Here is a 20,909-nt window from a genome sequence, read left to right on the forward strand (position 1 = left end):
GAGCATTTCGCCGTTTACGTTAAACGGTGAAATGGTCTAGAGCCGGGTGCGGACCGTCCAGAGCTCCGGAAACAGCACGACCTCCAGCATCTTCTTCAGATAGGAGGCGCCTGAGGTGCCGCCCGTGCCGCGCTTCAAGCCGATGATGCGCTCGACCGTGGTGACGTGGTTGAAGCGCCAGCGGCGGAAATAATCCTCGAAGTCGACCAGCTTCTCGGCCAGTTCGTAGAGCATCCAGTAGCGCTGCGGGTCGCGGTAGACGGTTTGCCAGGCAGCCAGCACTTCTTCGTTCTCGACGCGCGTCTCGCGCCAGTCCGTGCGACTGGCGTCGGCGCCGATGTCGAAGCCATTGCGCGCCAAAAGCAGAAGCGCCTCATCATAGAGCGACGGCGTGGCCAGGATGGCTTCCAGCCTGTCCGTAAGGTCGGGCCGGTGCTTGTGCGGCCCGAGCATGGCAAGGTTGCGGTTGCCGGCCATGAACTCGATGGCGCGGTATTGCCAGGACTGGAAGCCCGAGGATTGGCCGAGCGCGTCGCGAAACTCGGTGTATTCGCTTGGCGTCATCGTGCGCAGCACGTCCCAGGCATTGTTGAGCTGCTCGAAGATGCGCGCGACGCGAGACAGCATCTTAAAGCTCGGTTCGAGGCGGTCGGCGCGGATCGAGCGGATCGCGGCGCCGATCTCGTGGAGGGCCAGTTTCATCCACAATTCGGATGTCTGATGCTGGATGATGAACAGCATCTCGTCATGGGCAGAAGACAGCGGCGCCTGCGCATCGAGCACCTTGTCCAGCTGCAGATAGTCGCTGTAGGACATCCGCTCCTTGAACGACATCTGCGCGCCATCGGACGCTGGATCGTTCGGCTTAATCAATTGATCTTCTCCGCGCGCAACCGGAAGCGCTGGATCTTGCCGGTCTGGGTTTTGGGCAGGGCGTCGATGAACTTCACCGAACGCGGATATTTGTAGGGCGCGATCGTTGCCTTGACGTGGTCCTGCAGGCGTTTGACGGTCAATGCGTCCGGCGAAACACCTTGCACAAGCACGATATGCGCCTCGACGATCTGGCCGCGTTCACCGTCCTCGGCGCCGGTCACCGCGCATTCGGCGACGTCGGGATGCGAGAGCAGCGCCGCTTCGACCTCGGGGCCGGCGATGTTGTAGCCGGCGCTGACGATCATGTCGTCGGAACGCGCGGCGAAGTGGAAGAAGCCATCCTCGTCCTGCGTGAACGTATCGCCGGTGAGATTCCAGCCGTCGCGGACATAGTCCTTTTGCCTGGCATTGGCCATGTAGCGGCAGCCGGTCGGGCCGCGCACCGCCAGCCGGCCAGTAGAGCCGCGCGGCAACTCCCGCATCTCGTCATCGACGATGCGTGCCTGATAGCCGCCGACGGGTTTGCCGGTGGAGGCCGGCTTCATGTCGTCGAAGCGGTTGGAGATGAAGATATGCAGCATCTCGGTGGCGCCGATCCCATCGAGGATCGGCTTGCCGGTCTTCTCAGTCCATTCCTCGAAGACAGGCGCCGGCAGCGTCTCGCCCGCCGAAACCGCGACGCGCAGCGAGGACAAGTCAGCGCCTTGATCCATGGCCTTGAGCATGGCCCGATAGGCGGTTGGAGCGGTGAAGGAAATGGTCGCTTTGTAGGTCTCGATGATGTGGATCATGTTGGGTGGCGTCGCCTGTTCCAGCAGCGTCGCCGCGGCGCCGAAGCGCAGCGGGAAGATGGCGAGCCCGCCAAGACCGAAGGTAAAGGCAAGGGGCGGGGAGCCGACGAAGATGTCGTCGGGCGTCACCTCCAGGATTTCGCGGGCATAGGCGTCGGCGATGATCAGCAGGTCGCGGTGGAAATGCATCGTCGCCTTCGGCACGCCGGTGGTGCCGGAGGTGAAGCCGAGCAGGGCGACATCGTCGCGGCCGGTGTTGACGGCAGTGAAGGTGACCGGCTTGTCGAGGGCGGCGCGGTCGAGTTCCGCGTCATGGTTGGCCGTGCCGTCGAAGCCAATGACCTGCTTGAGATACGCACTGCCCTTGGCGCAGGCGGTCATCTCGTCCATCAGCCTTGTATCGCAAAGCGCAACCGTGATTTCCGCCTTGTCGACGATCTTGGCGAGTTCGCCGGCGCGCAGCATCGGCATGGTGTTGACGACCACCGCGCCAACCTTGGTGGCGGCCAGCCAGCAGGCGACCATGGCCGGGTTGTTGGCCGAGCGGATCAGCACCCGGTTGCCCGGCTTGACGCCATAATTCTCGACCAGGGCATGGGCGAGCCTGTTGGTCCAGTCGGACAGTTCCTTGTAGGTGCGGCGGCGGCCATTGCCGATCAGCGCGGTGTGGTCGCCGAACCCTTTTTCGACCAGCCTGTCGGTCAATTCGACGCCGGCATTTATGTGGTCGGGATAGTCGAAGCCGTCGAGCAAAAACTCCGGCCATTGCTCCGGCGGCGGCAGGTTGTCGCGCGTGAATGTGTCGATATGCGCTGATGGCCCAAGCATTTTCGGCTGCCCCTGTCTGCCTCGCGCCCATGGCTGAACAAGGCGCAGGATCGCACCAGTCGAAATTTGTTTCAAGCCTAAAATGTTTTTAGATCGCAGCATTGACGCCGCCCTGTTCGGCGGCCATTCCTGCCGACTGAACTGAAGCCATCCGGGAGGGATGCAGATGCTCGAACATCGTGTTGACGATTGGGACAATGCCTACGCCAACGGCGACAACATTGCCGGCAGCAATCGCTGGCCGGCCGCGTGGGACACACCGGCACAGGCTTTTCGCGACACAATGTCGGCGTCCGGTCGGGCCAAGCTCGACATCGCCTATGGCGACAGCCCGCGCAACAGGCTCGATCTGTTCCTTCCCGATGTCATGCCCAAAGGGCTCGTCGTCTTCATCCATGGCGGTTACTGGAAGGCGTTCGACAACAAGCCATGGTCGCATCTGGCCAACGGCGCGGTTGCCAATGGCTTTGCCGTGGCAATGCCGACTTACACGCTTTGTCCCGACATACGCATTTCCGGCATCGTCAGGGAAATCGCGGCGGCGATCGGCAAGGCGGCGACGATGGTCGGCGGGCCGGTGATCCTGACCGGGCATTCCGCCGGCGGCCATCTCGCCTCCAGGATGGTGACGACAACGACGCCTCTGGCCGCCGATGTGGCCGGCCGCATACGCAATGTCGTCTCGATCTCCGGGGTTCATGATCTGCGGCCGATCATGCGGACGGGGATGAACGCGACACTGGCCATCGATGAAGCGGAAGCACTGGCCGAAAGCCCGGTTCTGCTGCGCCCCATGCAGGGCGCGCGCATCACCTGCTGGGCCGGCGGCGGCGAGCGGGCGGAGTTCCTGCGCCAGAATGCGCTGCTTGCCAACATCTGGATCGGCCTCGGCGCCACGACCAGCACAGTGGTCGAGCCGGACCGGCATCATTTCAGCATCGTCGACGGGCTTGCCGATCCGACACATCCGCTGACGCGGACATTGCTGGCGGAGTAACAACCAGTCTTATCTCTTGGAATTAACGGCTTGGATCCGCGACCTTCAGCGCAACATCAGAACGCTGCAAGCAGCGCCTGCTTCTGCCGCCGGAGCGAAGGGCTCGCGCACGATCAGGCCGGTGGCGTCGGCCAGCATTCTCAGCATCGAGGAATCCTGGATGCCGAACGGCGTCGCCACCAATGCGCCGGCTTCTTCCCGGACCACGGCGCGCACATAGTCTTGCCTTAGATCATTGGCCGGCATCGCGGCGCCAAGCTGAGCCTGGCGGATGTCCTGCCGGTGGGGACGGCCGCCGAGCTGCGCCAATAACGGCTTCAGGAACAATTGCGAGCAGACCAGGCTCGCCACCGGATTGCCGGGCAGGCCGATGCACCTGATATCGCCCAGCCGCCCGAACATCAGCGGCTTGCCCGGGCGCATGGCGAGCTTCCAGAAGTCGAGGTTCATGCCTTCGCCGGTCAGCACGTCATGGACGAGATCATGGTCGCCGACCGAGGCGCCGCCGAGCGTGACGATGACGTCGGCTTTCGCATCGACCGCCTTTTTCACCAGCGCCGCGATCGCTTCCTTGCGATCGGCCGCTATACCGAGATCGAGCGCGCGAGCGCCGACCGACTGCGCCACAGCAGCGACGCCATAGGCGTTGGACGAGATGATCTGGTCGGGGCCAGGTTCGCTACCCGGTGGCAGCAATTCGTCGCCGGTGGCGATGATGGCGACCAGCGGCCGTTGCACCACGTTCAACCGGGGATGATTGGCCGACGCCGCCAGCGACAATGCAGCCGGATCGAGCACGCGGCCTTTCTCCAGCAGCACGTCGCCTTGGGCAAAATCCAGTCCAAGGCGGCGGATGTTACGGTTCTTCGCCGTCGGTTCGGTGACCTCGATCCGGCCACCGCCGAGATCGCGGACATTCTCCTGGATGACGATGGTGTCTGCGCCTTCCGGCAGCGGCGCGCCGGTGAAGATGCGCACAGCTTCCGCCTTACCTACAGCGCCGTCAAAGCCTCGCCCTGCAGGCGCCTTGCCGATCACCGAAAGCCTCGCCGGGAGGGTCGCCACATCCCGCGCCCGTGCGGCATAGCCGTCCATGGCAGATGCATTGAAAGGCGGCTGGGTACGCAGCGCCACGACCGGCTCCGCCAGCACCCGGCCGGCCGAATCCGCCAGCGCGACGCTTTCACCGGGCAACGCCACAGCGCCGTCGAGTAGGCGTTGAAGCGCCTCGGCGACCGGAACCAGCGCCATTTACGAACCCGCCTTGTAGTCGCCGGACTTGCCGCCGGTCTTTTCCACCAGCTTTATACCGGAAATCACCATGGCGCGGTCGACCGCCTTGGCCATGTCGTAAATGGTCAGGCACGCGACAGATGCCGCGGTCAGCGCCTCCATCTCGACCCCGGTCTTGCCGGTGACGCGGGCGAGCGCGGTGACCCTGAGGCCGGGCAGCGTGGTGTCCGGTTCGATGTCGACCGACACCTTGGTCAAAAGCAGCGGATGGCAGAGTGGGATCAGCTCATGCGTTTTCTTGGCAGCCATGATGCCGGCAATGCGCGCGGTACCCAGCACATCGCCCTTCTTGGCGTCGCCGTCGAGGATCATCTTCAGGGTTTCGGCCCGCATCGAGACAAAGCCCTCGGCGACCGCCGTGCGCGTCGTCTCCGCCTTCTCGCCGACATCGACCATGTTGGCCTCGCCCTTGGCGCCGAGATGGGTGAGGGCGGCTGCCATCCTCAGATGGCCTCTGCTTTCGCCTTGCCTGTCAAAAGCAGCCGCGTTGCCGCAGCGACATCCTCTTGCCGCATCAGGCTCTCGCCGACGAGGAAGGTGCTGATGCCGGTCTTTTGCATCCTGAAGCAATCGTCGTGGGTGAAAATTCCGCTCTCGCTGACCAGCAATCGGCCGCCCGGCACCATCGATGCCAGCCGTTCCGAGGTCTCGAGGCTGGTCTCGAATGTTCTGAGATTGCGGTTGTTGATGCCGATCAGCTGCGACGAGAGTTTTACCGCGCGCTGCGTCTCGGCCTCGTCATGCACCTCGATCAGCGCGTCCATGCCGAGTTCGAACGCGGTCGCTTCCAATTCGCTCGCCAAGGCATCATCGACGCTGGCCATGATGATCAGGATGGCATCGGCGCCCCATGCGCGAGCCTCGTAGACCTGGTAAGGGTCGAACAGGAAATCCTTGCGCAGCGCGGGCAGGGACACTGCCTTCCGTGCATTGGTGAGAAATTCCGGCGCGCCCTGGAAGGATGGCGCATCGGTCAGCACCGAAAGACAGGCGGCACCGCCTTTCTCATAGGCCTGCGCCAGTGCGGGCGGGTCGAAATCGGCACGGATCAAGCCTTTGGATGGGCTTGCCTTTTTGATCTCGGCGATCAGGCCGAAGCTGCCCGATCTGCGCTTCGCCTCAAGCGCCCTCCGAAAGCCACGCGGTGCGTCGGCATCCTTGGCTCGCGCCTTGATCTCGGCCAACGGTATCCGCGCCTTCGCCGCCGCGATCTCGTCGCGCTTGTAGGCCTCGATCTTGCGCAGAATGTCAGCCACGGCTCATCCGTTCGAAATCTCGACCAGCCTGTCGAGCACGCCCAGCGCCCGGCCGCTGTCGATGGCCTGTGTGGCCGCGGCCATGCCGTCGGCAAGCGTCGTCGCCTTGCCGGCCACCACCATGCCGGCGCCGGCGTTCATCAGCACCGTATCGCGATAGGCCCCGGCAGCACCTCTCAGCATGTCGCGCAACGCCGTGGCATTGTAGGCGGCGTCGCCGCCGCGCAACTCGTCCTTGGTGTGGCGCTGCAGGCCGACGGCTTCCGGGGTGAGCCTGAAATGGCGGATCTCGCCGCCGGCCAGTTCCGCCACCTGCGTTTCGCCGGTGGTGGTGATTTCGTCATAGCCATCCCCATGGACCACCCAGGCATGCTCGGTGCCCAACGCCTTCAATGTCTCGGCCACCGGCACGATCCATTCCGGCAGGAACACGCCGACCATCTGCCTGCTGACGCCAGCCGGATTGGACAGCGGTCCGAGCAGGTTGAAGATGGTACGCGTGCCGAGCTCGACGCGGGTCGGGCCGACATGCTTCATCGCAGGGTGGTGCGCCGGCGCGAACATGAAGCCGACGCCGGCCTCCTGGATGCAGCGGCCGATCACCTCTGGCAGGATATCGATCTTGACGCCGAGCGCGACCAGCACATCGGCAGCGCCCGTCAGCGACGACAGGCCGCGATTGCCGTGCTTGGCGACCGGCACGCCGCAGCCGGCAATGACGAAGGCCGAAGCGGTCGAGATGTTGACTGAATGCGAATTGTCGCCGCCCGTGCCGACAATGTCGATGGCGCCCTCAGGAGCTTCGACGCGCAGCATCTTGGCACGCATGGTGGCGACGGCGCCGGAAATCTCGCTCACGGTCTCCCCGCGCACGCGCAACGCCATCAGGAAGCCGCCGATCTGGCCCGGCGTCGCGTCGCCAGACATGATGATGTCGAAAGCTTCGCGCGCTTCCTCGAAGGTAAGCCCGGTTCCCGTGGCGACCTTGGCGATATGGGTCTTCAGGGCGCTCATTGGGCCAAGACGTTCATTGGGCTAAGGCCATTCATTGGGCGAGGGCTTGGGAAACGGCGGCCTGGTCGACGCTGACGGCGTACTGCGTCTGCAACTGCGCCACCAGCTGGTCGAGCAGATCGTCGGACATGCCTTGCGTGAAGGATTTTTGCGCATCGTCGGGTACCGAGCTGGCGTCGGCTCCGGCCGGCTCGAACACTTCGGCGACCTTGAACAGGATCTGGCCGTCGCCGGTGGGCGAGGGGATCAGCCCGGTGCCGCCTTCGCCGACCCCGAACATCGCAGCAGCACCCTCCTTGCCGAAATCGACATCGTCGGCCTCGCGCTTCACGCCGCGCTTGGTCTGCTTTTCAAGCTTCAGTTCGCCGGCGATGACGTCGAGTGTGGTGCCAGCCTTGAGGCGCTTGTCGAGTTCGTCTGCTTTCGCGGTCAGCCGCTTGGTCGTTTCCTCTGTCGTCCAGTCCGCCACCACGCGCTGGCGGACTTCGTCCAGCGTGCGGTCGCGAGCCGGCGTGATCGATGTCAGTTCATAGAACACGAAGCCGTTGTTAGGCGTGGTCAGGGCTTGATTCTCGGTGTTGGGCTCGGCCTCGAACACCGCCTTGATCAGGTCCGGCGATGCCGGCAGGTCCTTGATGATGGTGCCGTCCGGCTTGAGGCCGGTGCGGTCTATGGCCTCGACGGTGACGTCCTTGAGCTTCAGTTTGGCGGCGGCTTCGGCCAGCGTGCTGCCGGCGGCGCGGGTGTCTTCGTAGTTGTCGTGCACGTCGAGCAGGATGCGGCTTGCTTCGCCGAGCGCCAGATCCTTTCGGATCTGGTCTGACACTTCCGCCAGCGGCTTCACCGTTTCCGGTTTGATCTCGGTGACGCGCAAAAGCACCGGACCGAACGCGCCCTGGACGACCGGGCTGACTTCGTTGACGGCAAGCGCGAATGCGGCATCGGCGACCGCCTTGTCGGTGATCTTATCCTTGGAGAGCGTGCCGAGCAGCGTGTCGGCCGGGGTCTTGCCCTGCGCGGTGACGATCTTGTCGAAAGTGGCGCCCGTCTTCAGCGAATCGGATGCCGCCTTGGCGGCGTCCGCGGAAGGGAACACCAGCTGTTCGATGGTGCGCATTTCCGGCGTGGTGTAGCGGCCCTTGTTCTTGTTGTAGTCGTCGCTGACCTGCTGGTCCGTTACGGCGCTGACATCCATGATGTCTTCGGGCTCGAGCCGGACATAGGAGAATTTGCGGTATTCTGGCGCCGCGTAGGTTTTCTTGTTGGCCTCGAAATAAGCCTGAAGCACGCTGTCGGATGGCGCCTCGATGGGCTCCACCAACGCCTTTGGCAAGATCAGATAGTCGATGGTGCGGTCTTCGCCCCGATAGAGCGCAACTGCCTTGAAGAAGGTGTCCGGAGCCTTGAGGCCGTCCGAAACCGCTTCGACGATCTGCTGGCGCACCGCCACCTGAGCCCGGTTCTTCAGATAATCCTCCGGCCGCATTCCCAGTTCGCGCAGCCGGGATTCGAACAGCCGGCGGTCGAACTGGCCATTCGGGCCTTGGAAGGCGGGTTCCTGCCGCGTCAGTTCGGCCAGCCTGTCCTTGGAGAAGCCAAGCCCGAGCTTGCGCGCCTGTTCGTCAAGGACGGCGCCGGACACCAACTGAGCCAGCACCTGGTTGTCGATGCCATAGGCCTTGGCCTGGTCGCGGCTGATGCGCTGGCCGATCTGCTGCTGCAGCATGGCGATCTGGCGATCGTAGGCGAGGCGGTACTCGGTGATCGACACGGTGGTGCTGCCGGCGGTGATCACCGCATGATGGCCAGCCAGGAAGCCGCCCGTCATCCGCGTGGTGACGCCCCAGGCAAGGAAACTCAACACCAGCAGCGACAGCAGGGCTTTCGCGACCCAGGTCCCTGCCGCGCTTCTCAATATACCAAGCATTGTTACTTCCGATTTTTGCGCAGTTTTGCGTGCGCCCGAGTCTGAAACAAGCGCAATAGCGCCCTTCCGGCTCACTGTCGATTGCTTTGTGGCCTGATTTTGATAGGGAGGGCGAGACCCCAATGTCGCCCGGAGAACCAGATCCCCATGACGCCAGGAATTCGACCGCTCGTTGCCGGCAACTGGAAAATGAACGGCACCAGCGCTTCGCTGAACGAGCTCAGGATGATCGGCAACGGCTTCATGAGCGGGCTCGACGCAGAGACCGAAGCATTGGTCTGCGTGCCGGCGACCTTACTGTCGCGCGCCGTCGAAATCCTGTCGCGCACGCCGGTGCGGGCCGGTGGCGAGGACTGCCACATCAAGGAAAGCGGCGCCTTCACCGGCTGCGTCTCAGCCGAGATGCTGAAGGATGCGGGCGCCAGCCACGTCATTGTCGGCCATTCCGAGTGCCGCGAACAGCGCAGCGAGGACGATGCCATCGTCCTCGCCAAGGCCTCGGCGGCGTGGCGGGCAGGGCTCGTCGCCATCATCTGCATCGGCGAGACCAAGGCCGAGCGCGAAGCGGGCACAGCACTCGACGTGTTATCGCGCCAGGTCGCCGGCTCGGTGCCACCGAGCGCAACGCCCGCCAACACCGTTATCGCCTACGAGCCGGTATGGGCTATCGGCACCGGCCTGACGCCGACCGCCGAAGACGTGGCGGAGGCGCACGCGCATATCCGCCAAAAACTGGCGGAAGCGCTCGGCGCAGCCGTGGCCGGCAAGATGCGCATCCTCTATGGCGGCTCGGTCAAGGCGTCCAACGCTGTCGAACTGCTAGGCGTCAAAAACGTCGATGGCGCGCTGGTTGGCGGCGCCAGCCTGAAGGCGTCCGACTTTCTCGCCATCGCCGAGGCATACCAGAATATCTCGTAGGCCCCGGAATTTCGTTGCCGACCAGTTCGGTCATAGACTTATGAACGCAGCAGTTCGGCGGAAATCGTTGCAAAGGGCGCATTGCTTCCCATATTCCGGCCACGGGCTTGGAAATGCCGTTAAAGCATTGTATGGAGCCGCCTCCAAATCACCGGCCCTGATCGCCAGGGAGCGGCAGGGCTTGCCAGGATAAAATATGGAAACCGTACTGATCGTCATCCACCTCATGGTCGTGCTCGCCCTTGTCGGCGTGGTGCTGCTGCAACGCTCCGAAGGCGGTGGTCTCGGCATTGGCGGCGGTTCCGGTTTCATGACCGCGCGTGGCGCCGCCAATGCGCTGACGCGGGCGACGGCGATCCTGGCCGCGGCCTTCTTCGTGACGTCGCTGACACTCTCGATCGTTGCCCGCTATGGCGAAAAACCGATCGACATTCTCGACCGCGTGCCGGCCGACAGCGGCAACGGCGTGCTCAATCAGTTGCCCGGCACGACGGCGCCGACGCCGCCTTCGGGCAACACCGCACCGGCCGCGCCCGCGGCCAACGGCGCCGCCACCACGCCGCCCGCCACCACGGCCCCGGCGACGGCTCCATCTCCGGCGACGCCACCTGCAACCGATTCGGCTACGCCGCCGGCTACCAATGGCGTTACCTTGCCGGTCACGCCGCAGGTTCCGAACCAGTAGTCGGTAGGGTCGGATGCCGCGATCTGTTGTTGTTTCAACACAGTCGCGGCAAATGGCACACGATCACGAAGATTCGACCGCACCCCGTGCTTGAGGCCCGTACGCCACTTCGATTATAGATTGCCGGCGGCACTTTCTGCGCCCTTGGGGGGCGCCGGGCGACGCCGTGGGCAACAAGCATTGAACGATCGGATCTTCGCCATGCAGCTTCGCAGCTTCATTTTCATGGGGTTTTGTGCCGTATTCGGCATGAGCTCCGCGGCCTTCGCCGGCACTCCGGCAATGACCTCACCGCAGGCGGTTGGCAAAACCGCTGTCATCAACGTCGCCGCCAAGAGCGATGCGACGCAGCTGAAGCTTCTCAAGAAGAAGAAAAACCCGAGCCCGGACGATCTGGCTCAGATCAGCAAGCTCGAAGACAAGATCGCCGCCGACAGGGATCTCGCCCGCGTCAAGGCGCTCGAGGCCCGCAAGCTGGCGATGCGCGATGCGGCGAAAGCCAGGGCCGATGCCCAGCGCCAGGCGTTCCTGGCCAGCAAGGGCAAGCCGGTGGTGATCGCTGACGCCAAGCCAGGCAAGAAGATCACCAAGATCATCGCTCCGGTTGACCCGATCGCGCCGGTCGAGCCGATCGAATCGGCTGAACCGCTTCCGGCCGAAGCGATGAATATCGCGCTGACCGGCAACAATGGCGAATTGCGCAGCGAGGCCCCGGGCCAGAAGCCGACGAGTGGCGGACTGTTCGCCGGCCTGTTCGGCGGCACGTCCTCTGCCTCGTCGATTGCCTATCTCCCCGAAACGCGCGCGCTCGACCAGGCTCTCGCCAAGCGGCAAGCCAAGAAGCAGTTCAAGGTGAAGCCGGAATTCGTGCCGCAGGACGTCGAATTCAGCGGCTATGAGCCGGGTACGATCGTCATCGATACCAGCGCGCGCCGCCTCTACCTCGTCGAATCGGCTTTCACCGCCCGCCGCTATGCGATCGCGGTCGGCCGCGAAGGCCTGCAGTTCAAGGGCAAGGTTGCCGTTGGCGACAAGCAGGAATGGCCGCGCTGGATCCCGACGCTCGACATGCAGAAGCGCGAACCCAAGCATTATGGCCAGTACAAGGACGGCATGCCCGGCGGCGGCCAGAACCCGCTCGGCGCCCGCGCCATCTATCTCTACGACGGCAAGAAGGACACGCATCTGCGCATCCACGGCACCATCGCGCCGCAGTCGATCGGAACCAGCGCTTCCAATGGCTGCTTCCGCATGATCAACGAGCACGTCATGGACCTCTACAGCCGCGTCAGGGTCGGCACCAAGGTCGTCATCATCTGACGCTTTCACAAACCTGCCGAAAGGGCCGGCTTTTGCCGGCCCTTTTGTTTTGACCAAAACACCAGTCTCGAACCTCGGGACTATCGCGCCTTCTCTGGAAAAAGCCTCAGCGGCGGTTTTTTCTCTGGCGGAATCAATTCGGCCGCGTTAAGCGATGACTCCCATGGCGCGATATGTATTCATCACAGGCGGCGTGGTTTCCTCACTTGGAAAAGGCATCGCTGCAGCGGCCCTTGGGGCTCTCTTGCAGGCGCGAGGCTATCGCGCACGCATCAAAAAGCTCGATCCCTATCTCAATGTCGATCCCGGAACGATGTCGCCTTACCAGCATGGCGAGGTTTTCGTCACCGATGACGGCGCCGAGACCGATCTCGATCTTGGCCATTACGAGCGCTTCACCGGCCGCTCGGCCAACCAGCAAGACAACATCACCACCGGCCGCATCTACAAGAACATCATCGAGCGCGAACGGCGCGGCGACTATCTCGGCGCCACCGTGCAGGTCATTCCGCATGTCACCGATGAGATCAAGAATTTCGTGCTCGACGGCAATGACGACTATGATTTCGTGCTGTGCGAGATCGGCGGTACGGTTGGCGATATCGAGGCGATGCCGTTTCTCGAGGCTATCCGCCAGCTCGGCAACGATCTGCCGCGCAACAACGCCGTCTATGTCCACCTGACCTTGATGCCTTACATCCCCACGGCCGGCGAGTTGAAGACCAAGCCGACCCAGCATTCGGTCAAGGAACTGCGCGGCATCGGCATCGCGCCCGATATCCTGCTGGTCCGCGCCGACCGCGCCATCCCCAAGGAAGAGCGCAGAAAACTGTCGCTGTTCTGCAATGTGCGCGAGAGCGCCGTCATCCAGGCGCTCGACGTGCCCCACATCTATGACGTGCCGATGGCTTACCACAAGGAAGGGCTCGATTCGGAAGTGCTGGCCGCCTTCGGTATCGATCCGGCGCCGAAGCCGCGCATGGAGCCCTGGCAGGCCGTGTCCAACCGCATCCACAATCCGGAAGGCGAGGTAACGATCGCCATTGTCGGCAAATACACCGGCCTCAAGGATGCCTACAAATCGCTGATCGAGGCTTTGTCGCATGGCGGCATGGCCAACCGCGTCAAGGTCAAGCTCGACTGGATCGAGAGCGAGATTTTCGAGAAGGAAGACCCGACGCCGTGGCTGGAAAAGGTGCATGGCATCCTGGTGCCCGGCGGCTTCGGCGAGCGCGGCTCGGAAGGCAAGATCCTGGCGGCGAAATTCGCCCGCGAGCGCAAGGTGCCGTATTTCGGCATCTGCTTCGGCATGCAGATGGCCTGCATCGAGGCAGCGCGCTCGCTGGCCGGCGTCGAACACGCCTCGTCGACCGAATTCGGTCCGACCGACGAGCCGGTCGTCGGCCTGATGACCGAATGGCTGAAAGGCAACATGCTGGAGAAGCGCCGCGAAACGGGCGATCTCGGCGGCACCATGCGGCTTGGCGCCTATCAGGCTGAACTCGCCAAGGGTTCGAAGATCGCCGACATCTATGGCGACACCCAGATTTCCGAGCGCCATCGCCACCGCTACGAGGTCAATATCGACTACAAGGAGCGGCTAGAAGATTGCGGCCTGGTGTTTGCCGGCATGTCGCCCGACGGTGTGCTGCCGGAAACCGTCGAATATCCCGACCATCCCTGGTTTATCGGCGTCCAGTACCATCCGGAGCTGAAGAGCCGGCCGCTTGAGCCGCATCCCCTGTTCGCCAGCTTCATCTCGGCCGCGGTGGACCAGTCGCGACTGGTCTAGGGCCACGGTGAGGTTTCGCAGCTGATGCAGACCTATGTTGCGCTGCTCTACAGCATTATCCTCGGCGAAGGCCGCCGGGTCGTCATGGCCGACCTCAAGGCGATGGCTGAACAGCTTGGGCTGAAGAACCCGCGCACCCTGGTGGCGACCGGCAATCTGGTCTTCGAGACACGGGCGACCGGCATCGCCAAGCTGGAACAGCGGCTGGAAACGGCCTTCGAAAAAACCTTCGGCCGCAACGTCGTCATCATCGTGCGCACTGCCGAGGATTGGCTGAAACTTGCCGCCGGCAACCCATTCCCGGCCGACTCTGCCGAGGCAGGCGATCAGGTGGCTGTGCGGGTGATGCGCAAGCCAGCGCCAGCGGATGGTGTGGCCGCGCTCCAGGCCTATGCCGCCGAGGACGAGAAGGTGGCTTCGGTCGATGGCGACATCTGGGTCGTCTTTTCGCGCGAGCGGCCAAGCTCGCGGCTGCTCGCTGCCATGAACCACAAGCGCATGGGCATCGGCACCGCACGCAACTGGAACACGGTGCGGAGATTGGCTGAGATGGTGGAGTAGGGAGTAGGGAGTAGGGAGTAGGGAGTAGGGAGTAGGGAGTAGGGAGTAGGGAGTAGGGGTATTATTCCCTACTGACTACTGACTACTGACTACTGACTACTCCCTATCCCTCAATTTCACGCCTTCGCCGTCCTGGCCCCTGCGCCAAGGGCGGCGGTGCGAAGGACGTAGTAGATGACCCCTGCAATGCCGACGCCGAAAAACCAGCCATAAACGCCCCACCATGCCGGCAGCAAATTGGTGAAGTTCGGCAGGACCGAGGAGAAGATGGCGCCGATGCCGGCGGCTATGAAGGCGTTGATGTGCCAGCCGCCCTGGAAGCGGAACTCGCCATCTTCGCGGTACAGTGCCTCGACGTCGACCTCGCCCTTCCGGATCAGATAGTAGTCGACCATCATCACCCCGAAGATCGGCCCCATCGTCGCGCCGATGACGTTGACGAAAGACGCCGCACTGCCTTCCCACGGCGCGAAGGGATAGAGCACCAGCGCGATTACGGCCGCGATATAGCCGCCCTTCTTGAAGTCGATCTGCCGCGGAAAGACGTTGGAGAAGTCGAAGGCCGGCGAGACGAAGTTTGCCACCACATTGATGCCGAGCGTCGCCACGGCAAAGGTCAGGGCTGCAAGCGCTGCCAGGAACCAGCTGTCGAATTTCGCCGAGATCTGGTCGGGATGCAGAAGCACTTCGCCATAGACGTCGAAGGCAGCGATGGTGGTCACGCCGGCGACCAGCGAGAACAGGATGAGATTGATCGGCAGGCCCCAGATGTTGCCCTTGCGCAGCGATGCCTTGTCTGGGGCATAGCGGGCGAAATCGCAGAAATTGAGATAGAGCGCCGAGAAATAGGTGACCCAGATCGCCGCCACCGCAAACAGCGACGTCCAGGAGCCAGGGGTTCCGGGTACGCCGGCATCCTTTGTCTTGTCGAGCAGCACATCCATCGGGATGTCGCTGGTAAAGGCAAATCTCCCGGATTTTACACAGAGATAGATCGCCAGGATCAACATCATCACCCACACCGCCGGGCCGGCCCAATCCTGGAAGCGGCGCACCGTTTCCATGCCGTTCTGGATGATCAGCAATTGCAGTGCCCAGATGACCACAAAACAGATCACTTCCAGACCCGTATGGCCGAGGAAATGCGTGTTGGCGTTGAAATCGGCGAACCATTGCGAGCGGATCAGCAACGCCACGATCGCGCCCGATGCCGCTGCCGTCTGCGCGCCGTACCAGAAGCAGGCGACGATGGCGCGCACCAGGGCCGGAATGTTGGCGCCCCAGATGCCGAAGGACGCGCGCGCCAGCACGGGGTAGGGCACGCCGGTCTTCACGCCGGCATAGCCGACCATGTTCATCAGCGCGTAGATGATCAGCGAACCGATGCCGATGGCGATGATGAAATTGACGAAGCCGCCGCAAAACAGGAACAGGCTTGCGGCGAGATAATAGCCCCAGAGGCTGTGGACGTCCGACGTCCAGACGTTGAAAATCGAGAACGGCCCCCAGTTTCGGACTTTGGCCGGAGCCAGATCCTCATTGTATAGATCGGGTGATGCGCCTTGTATGGTCACTGCGATGTCCTCCCCTTGATGCCGCACGCGCCCTCACGCGTCGACTGCGCAGGTTATGCCTGACGCAGGGGAACCGGCAAGCAATCCATTTGCCGGCTTTGGCCTTAAAGATATTCAATGAGAACAGCGCTTATCGATCGGCTTTTGGCGAAGGTCGGCGCAATCACGGCGATCTTGATTCGACCCGCAGACGGCAGGGATCAGGACGCTTTGCGGTTGAGGGCCGGTGATGCGTCGAAATTGGCGGCAAGCCAAGCTATCGCGCAGGTGACATCATCGAGCCTGTATTGGGCCACGGTCGGCCCACGCGGCTTGACCCGGATCGAGATGCCGCCGGCCTCGTTGATCGCCTCGAAACCGTTTTCGTCGGCGGTGTCGTCGCCGAGAAAGACCGGCCGCCGTCCGGCAAAGGGCGGGATTGCCATGAAACGCCGCACGGCAGCGCCCTTGGCTGCTTCGAGCGGCATGAGTTCGACGCCGGCGTTGCCCGGGATAACCCGATAGCCCTTGGGAAGCTCGGTCAATGCCTGTTCGGCAAGATGCGTTGCCCTGGCCAGCAGATGCGGCGCCGCACGCGTATGGATGGCGAGGATCGGACCCTTGCGCTCGATATGAACAAGGCCGTCATCCAGTTCGGCCTCGATGGCGTCGGCAAGGGCAGCGATATCGGCGGGAGCATCGGCGGTAACGACCGGGCCGTCCGGCGTCAGCCGGTGTTCCAGCCCATAGAGACCGGCAACACGCAGCTTCAACGGATGAAACAGGCGGTCGGCGCCTTCGACCGAGCGGCCGGTGATAAAGGCGACAGCGCCGTCCAGCCGTTCATCGACGACGCCGAGGAGGTTGCGCAGTTCGTCGCTTACGGACACGGCGTCGGGGTGCGCCGCGTGCTCCAGCAACGTGCCGTCGATATCGAGGAAAAGCGCCCATTGTCCTTCCGGCAGGTCGGGTGCGGTTGGCAGGCCCGGTGCTTTTGACAGGCTATTCATGACGCCACCTTCCGCATGCGGTCGAACAGCGAGACGATGTTGGTGTCGGTGTTTGCGGGCCGCTCGGCGACACTAGTCGCTCTTTCGAGGTCGCCGCGTTTGCGCAGGCGCGCCGCATCGAGCAGCATGCTGCCGGCCCAGCGAAAGACATTGTTGTCGCGCACTATTTCCCGCATCGGGCGCATGCGCTCGCGCTGTTCGTCCGGTGACATGGTCAGCGCCTGCAGCAGCACCTGGCTCATCATCGCCGCGTCGTAAGGATTTACGATCAGTGCTTCCAGCAGTTCGCGCGACGCGCCGGCAAATGTGCTGAGCAACAGCACGCCCTGTTCGTCGTCACGCGCGGCGACGAATTCCTTGGCTACGAGGTTCATGCCGTCATGCAGGCTGGTGACCATGCAGATGTCGGCGGCGCGATAGATCTCATAGACCTGTTGCTGCGAATGGTGCTCAGCCACCATGACCACGGGCTTGTACCCGTCATGACCGTAGCGCTGGTTGAGTTCGTTGGCATAGCGCATGCATTCATCGTGCAGTTGCTGGTAGGCCGGCAGCGTGCCGCGGCTTGGGGCAGCAATCTGCAGGAACACTACCTTGCCGATCCACTCGGGGTGGCGCGTAAACAATTCGTCCAGCGCATGGAAGCGGTCGAGGATGCCCTTGGTGTAGTCCAGGCGCTCGACGCCGACGCACAGCTTGACGTCCGCCGACAGGCCGAACCGCTCACGCAGGCGGGCGCGGCTTTCCTCGACCGGTGGCAGTTTGGCCAGGAGTTCGGCCGGCCATTCGATGGAGATGGGATAGGCGTGCACCAGGGTCGTCCGCCCGCCATACGAGATCGCGGCGTCGGCGCGCTCGATGCGGCTTTCCAGGAACCGGTCTACGCTTTCAGTGAAATTATTGGCATGAAACTGGGTGTGAAAGCCGATGATCGAGCTCCCGAGCAGTCCATCAAGAACGCGTTCGCGCCATGGGCAGATGCTGAACACTTCGGAGTTCGGCCACGGGATGTGCCAGAAGGTGATGATGATCGCCTCCGGCAGGCGCTCGCGGATCATGCGCGGCAGGAGCGCGAAATGGTAATCCTGAACCAGCACGATCGGCCGCTCATTGCGCGCCTCGGCAACCACCATATCGGCGAATTTGCGGTTGACGGCCTCATAGGCCTCCCAGTCCGAGGCACGGAAGACCGGCCGGGTGAAGGCGATATGGCAGAGCGGCCAAAGCCCTTCATTGGCAAAGCCGAGATAGTAGCCCTGATATTCGTCGTCGCTCAGCCACACGCGGCGCAGCGTATACGACGGATTATCCGGCGGCACCTGAACCCGATCGTTGCTATCGACCGTCAGACGATCCGCCGTTCCGCCGCCATAGGCGATCCAGGTGCCGCTGCAGGCGCGGGTGATAGGCTCAAGCGCCGACACCAGGCCGCTGGCCGGCACCAGAAGCTCGACGCCGTCGTCCTTGATGTTGTGGATATAGGGTTCTCGGTTCGAGACGACGATGACCTGCGCGTCCGGCAGGTCGTCGGCAAGTATCTTGCGCAAGGTGTCGGGCGACCAGTTCACCAGCGCCGCGTCGGGAGATTGTCCGTTCTTCTCGAACTCCCGCAAGACCTTGCGCGTCGCTTCCGATGCGACGTCCTCGCCGGCAGTCGGTGCAACCGTCAAGCTATGGCTACGACGTTGCCTGGAGATCGATAACATAACGGCTAGAATCGAAAGGCCAAGGCTTGCAACGATCAAGACCCAGAGCAGGGCCATGCCATAATCAGTCATTCCAATTCCAACTCAATTTTGGCCGCCAGGGCCTTTTTCTTCATGGTTCGATTTGAGTGTTCGCAGCCGACGATCGCCCGTGAGAACCTGTGTTTTTCGCAACGCACAAACCCTGGGTTCGGTTCCCGTTGAAGGCCGTTCAGATCATGTCCGCACGATCAGCGGAACCAGCCCTTCATGGCGGTCGGCGAGAAAGGCGACGACGCGGTCGCCGACGCGCTGGAAGGTAAGATCGACCCTCTTTTCGCCGACACCCAGATGCCTGAGCGTCAGCGTATCGATGCCGATCGGCAAACGGGGTCGAGTGACGTGGATTTCGCCGTTCCAGCCGTCGATTTCCAGACCGAGGCACGCCTGCATCAGCATGAAGGCCGAGCCTGCCGACCACGCTTGCGGCAGGCAGGCGACGGGGTAGGCGATCGGCGCTTCGCCCGGCGAGCGGGTGAAACCGCAGAACAGTTCCGGCAGTCGCATGTTGAAATGCACTGCCGATTCGAACGTACCGCTCATCAGCCGCACCACGCTGTCACGCTCGCCGAACCGCGCCAGGCCGGCGCCGCACATCGCCGTGTCATGCGGCCAGATGGAACCATTGTGGTACGACATCGGGTTGAACAGCACAGCGTCGTCGGAAAGCGTTCGCACCCCCCAGCCGGAGTGGAAGGAAGCCGAAAGCAACTGGTCGGCGACCATCTTAGCCCGCGCCGGTTCGGGCAGGCCGACATAGAGCAGGTGTCCGGCATTCGAGGTGCGCACCTTGCACGGCTCTCCGGCGCCGTCGATCGCCAGCGCATAGAAGCCGAGATCGTCCAGCCAGAAATCACGCTCGACGGCGATCCGCATCTCTTCGGCGCGATTTTCCCAGTGCTCGGCCTGCGCGAACTCGCCCCGGCGGCGGGCGAGAGCGGCAAGGCCCCTGAAGGCGGCGAAGACATAACCCTGCACTTCGACCAGCGCGATCGGCCCCTTGGGAATGCGCCCGTCGGCGTGGAAGACGGAGTCGAAGCTGTCCTTCCAGCCCTGGTTCGCAAGGCCGGATTCGGCAGCGCGCTGATAGGTGACGAAGCCGGTTGCGCGGCTCGCCTCTTCCGTCCACTTGGCGGCGGCGCAGAGAGACGGCCACAGGCTGGCGATGAAGTCCATGTCGCCGGTGCGTTCGGCATAGGCGCAGGCGAGGTGGATGTAGAGCGGCGTGGTATCGACGCCGCCATAGTAGCGGCCGAAAGGCAGTTCCTGCAGCGCCACCATCTCGCCCTTGCGCGTCTCGTGCATGATCTTGCCGGGCTGCGAGTCGCTGAAAGGCGATGTCTCGGTCGCCTGGTGCTGGGCGAGGAAGGCAAGCACGCCGCGCGCCAGGCCGGGGTTGAGCCATAGCATCTGCAGCGCCGAGATGACGCCGTCACGGCCGAAGGCCGTCGAAAACCAGGGGATGCCGGCATAGGGGTAGGGGCCGGTCGACAACTCGGTGGTCAGCAAGGCGACATCCGCGCGGGCGCGTTCGACCCAATCGTTGAAGACGCGACCCGAACTGTGCACCGTCGCGCCATGGCGGCGCTTGGCCCGCATGCCGAAACGGGCGCGCGCCGCGGCCGCCCGGAAGCGGTCGCGGTCGGGCGTTTCGGTCAGTTCCGCGCCGACCTCGACGTAAAGCATCTTGCTGCTGCGCTTGGTCACTGCGATGAGGAAATCCGCGCGCTCGGCGCTCAACTGGTCTGGCGGCTGCGAGAACGAGATCGCCGACACCCGCGCCAGCCCGTCCAGTCCGTCATAGCGCAGCAGCACCGAGGCAGGCTCGATCTCCGCTGCATGCGCCATTCCGCGCTTCGGCCGGGTCGAACCGCGGACCTCGAACATGTCCCGGAAATCGGCGGCAAAATGCAGCGAGACGCGGATTGCCGAATGCTCCTGGCTGTAGTTGGAAAGGGTGATGCGCTCGAACAGCCGGTCCTGCCACAACAGCCTGACGCGCTCGATATGGATGGCGCCCTGCGGGATGTCGCGGCCACCGACGCTTTGCATCGGCAAATTGGTCATATTGCTGGTGAACAGCACATTGTCCTGGCTGAGCGAGGCGCCGAGCAGCGATGTCTGCCGGCCGCCGACGGTGAGCCTGAACTCCGACAGCACCCGGGTGTCGTCACGGAAGAAACCGTCGCCCGCACCCCTGATATCGCCGTAGGCATCGGCCACGGCAAAACAGTCGCCTTGCTTTAGGGCAAACAGCCGGTGCGGCTCGCGCGGCGCGGTTTCGTCCAGGGAGGCAAGGGCCACGGCAGGGTCGAGCTTGCGCTCGTCAAGTTCGGTCATCAG

General features: G+C 63.4%; 17 protein-coding genes. 6 read left to right on the plus strand and 11 right to left on the minus strand.

The window, feature by feature from the left end; all coding sequences use genetic code 11:
- Window positions 1–36: 36 nt before the first annotated feature.
- Entirely contained in the window at window positions 37–873 is an 837-nt protein-coding gene (gene kynA, locus ACYG97_RS08415; RefSeq protein WP_031262369.1) for a tryptophan 2,3-dioxygenase, read from the minus strand.
- Window positions 870–2,495, minus strand: a complete 1,626-nt coding sequence (locus ACYG97_RS08420; RefSeq protein WP_023734362.1) for an AMP-binding protein — start codon at window positions 2,493–2,495, stop codon at window positions 870–872. The genes kynA and ACYG97_RS08420 overlap by 4 nt, the downstream gene beginning before the upstream one ends.
- Window positions 2,496–2,661: 166 nt before the next feature.
- Here ACYG97_RS08420 and ACYG97_RS08425 point away from each other — a divergent pair, with 166 nt between their 5' ends.
- Window positions 2,662–3,492, plus strand: a complete 831-nt coding sequence (locus ACYG97_RS08425) for an alpha/beta hydrolase (protein WP_023734363.1) — start codon at window positions 2,662–2,664, stop codon at window positions 3,490–3,492.
- A gap of 45 nt (window positions 3,493–3,537) precedes the next feature.
- Here ACYG97_RS08425 and ACYG97_RS08430 read toward each other — a convergent pair whose 3' ends face one another.
- From ACYG97_RS08430 to ACYG97_RS08450, 5 genes are read right to left on the minus strand one after another with little or no spacing between them, the layout of a single operon-like run.
- Window positions 3,538–4,743: a molybdopterin molybdotransferase MoeA gene (locus tag ACYG97_RS08430; RefSeq protein WP_023693454.1), complete on the minus strand. Its 1,206-nt coding sequence runs from the start codon at window positions 4,741–4,743 to the stop codon at window positions 3,538–3,540.
- Window positions 4,744–5,226 carry a cyclic pyranopterin monophosphate synthase MoaC gene (moaC, locus tag ACYG97_RS08435; protein WP_023684710.1) on the minus strand — a complete coding sequence of 161 codons (483 nt, stop codon included), beginning with the start codon at window positions 5,224–5,226 and terminating at the stop codon, window positions 4,744–4,746.
- Between the two features lie 2 nt (window positions 5,227–5,228).
- Entirely contained in the window at window positions 5,229–6,041 is an 813-nt protein-coding gene (trpC, locus tag ACYG97_RS08440; RefSeq protein ID WP_023684711.1) for an indole-3-glycerol phosphate synthase TrpC, read from the minus strand.
- Window positions 6,042–6,044: 3 nt separating this feature from the next.
- Window positions 6,045–7,055: an anthranilate phosphoribosyltransferase gene (gene trpD, locus ACYG97_RS08445; protein WP_023706241.1), complete on the minus strand. Its 1,011-nt coding sequence runs from the start codon at window positions 7,053–7,055 to the stop codon at window positions 6,045–6,047.
- A gap of 31 nt (window positions 7,056–7,086) precedes the next feature.
- Window positions 7,087–8,982, minus strand: coding sequence for a peptidylprolyl isomerase (locus ACYG97_RS08450; protein WP_023688560.1), 1,896 nt, complete (start codon window positions 8,980–8,982; stop codon window positions 7,087–7,089).
- 147 nt (window positions 8,983–9,129) lie between these two features.
- Between ACYG97_RS08450 and tpiA the strand changes: the two genes are divergently transcribed.
- The 5 genes from tpiA to ACYG97_RS08475 all read left to right on the plus strand — a co-directional run bounded on the left by tpiA (window position 9,130) and on the right by ACYG97_RS08475 (window position 14,258).
- Window positions 9,130–9,900: a triose-phosphate isomerase gene (gene tpiA, locus ACYG97_RS08455; RefSeq protein WP_023688559.1), complete on the plus strand. Its 771-nt coding sequence runs from the start codon at window positions 9,130–9,132 to the stop codon at window positions 9,898–9,900.
- A gap of 196 nt (window positions 9,901–10,096) precedes the next feature.
- Entirely contained in the window at window positions 10,097–10,585 is a 489-nt protein-coding gene (gene secG / locus ACYG97_RS08460; RefSeq protein WP_023693455.1) for a preprotein translocase subunit SecG, read from the plus strand.
- Window positions 10,586–10,786: 201 nt separating this feature from the next.
- A complete protein-coding gene (locus ACYG97_RS08465) occupies window positions 10,787–11,905 on the plus strand; it encodes a L,D-transpeptidase (RefSeq protein ID WP_023724398.1) in 1,119 nt (372 codons plus the stop codon).
- Window positions 11,906–12,059: 154 nt separating this feature from the next.
- Window positions 12,060–13,697 carry a CTP synthase gene (locus ACYG97_RS08470; protein WP_081725397.1) on the plus strand — a complete coding sequence of 546 codons (1,638 nt, stop codon included), beginning with the start codon at window positions 12,060–12,062 and terminating at the stop codon, window positions 13,695–13,697.
- A gap of 24 nt (window positions 13,698–13,721) precedes the next feature.
- Window positions 13,722–14,258 (plus strand): DUF1697 domain-containing protein, encoded by a 537-nt coding sequence (locus ACYG97_RS08475; RefSeq protein WP_023702848.1) that lies wholly within the window; start codon window positions 13,722–13,724, stop codon window positions 14,256–14,258.
- Window positions 14,259–14,374: 116 nt separating this feature from the next.
- On the opposite strand, the gene ACYG97_RS08480 is transcribed toward ACYG97_RS08475, so the two are convergent.
- The 4 genes from ACYG97_RS08480 to ACYG97_RS08495 all read right to left on the minus strand — a co-directional run bounded on the left by ACYG97_RS08480 (window position 14,375) and on the right by ACYG97_RS08495 (window position 20,906).
- Window positions 14,375–15,832 carry an NCS1 family nucleobase:cation symporter-1 gene (locus tag ACYG97_RS08480; protein WP_023693457.1) on the minus strand — a complete coding sequence of 486 codons (1,458 nt, stop codon included), beginning with the start codon at window positions 15,830–15,832 and terminating at the stop codon, window positions 14,375–14,377.
- A 200-nt stretch (window positions 15,833–16,032) separates the two neighbouring features.
- Window positions 16,033–16,821 (minus strand): trehalose-phosphatase, encoded by a 789-nt coding sequence (otsB, locus tag ACYG97_RS08485; protein WP_023672690.1) that lies wholly within the window; start codon window positions 16,819–16,821, stop codon window positions 16,033–16,035.
- Window positions 16,818–18,599 carry an alpha,alpha-trehalose-phosphate synthase (UDP-forming) gene (locus tag ACYG97_RS08490; RefSeq protein ID WP_023734364.1) on the minus strand — a complete coding sequence of 594 codons (1,782 nt, stop codon included), beginning with the start codon at window positions 18,597–18,599 and terminating at the stop codon, window positions 16,818–16,820. Before ACYG97_RS08490 ends, otsB begins: the two co-directional genes overlap by 4 nt.
- Window positions 18,600–18,743: 144 nt before the next feature.
- Window positions 18,744–20,906 carry an amylo-alpha-1,6-glucosidase gene (locus tag ACYG97_RS08495; protein WP_023688553.1) on the minus strand — a complete coding sequence of 721 codons (2,163 nt, stop codon included), beginning with the start codon at window positions 20,904–20,906 and terminating at the stop codon, window positions 18,744–18,746.
- Window positions 20,907–20,909 lie beyond the last annotated feature (3 nt).

This window comes from Mesorhizobium sp. W067 (assembly GCF_054719525.1).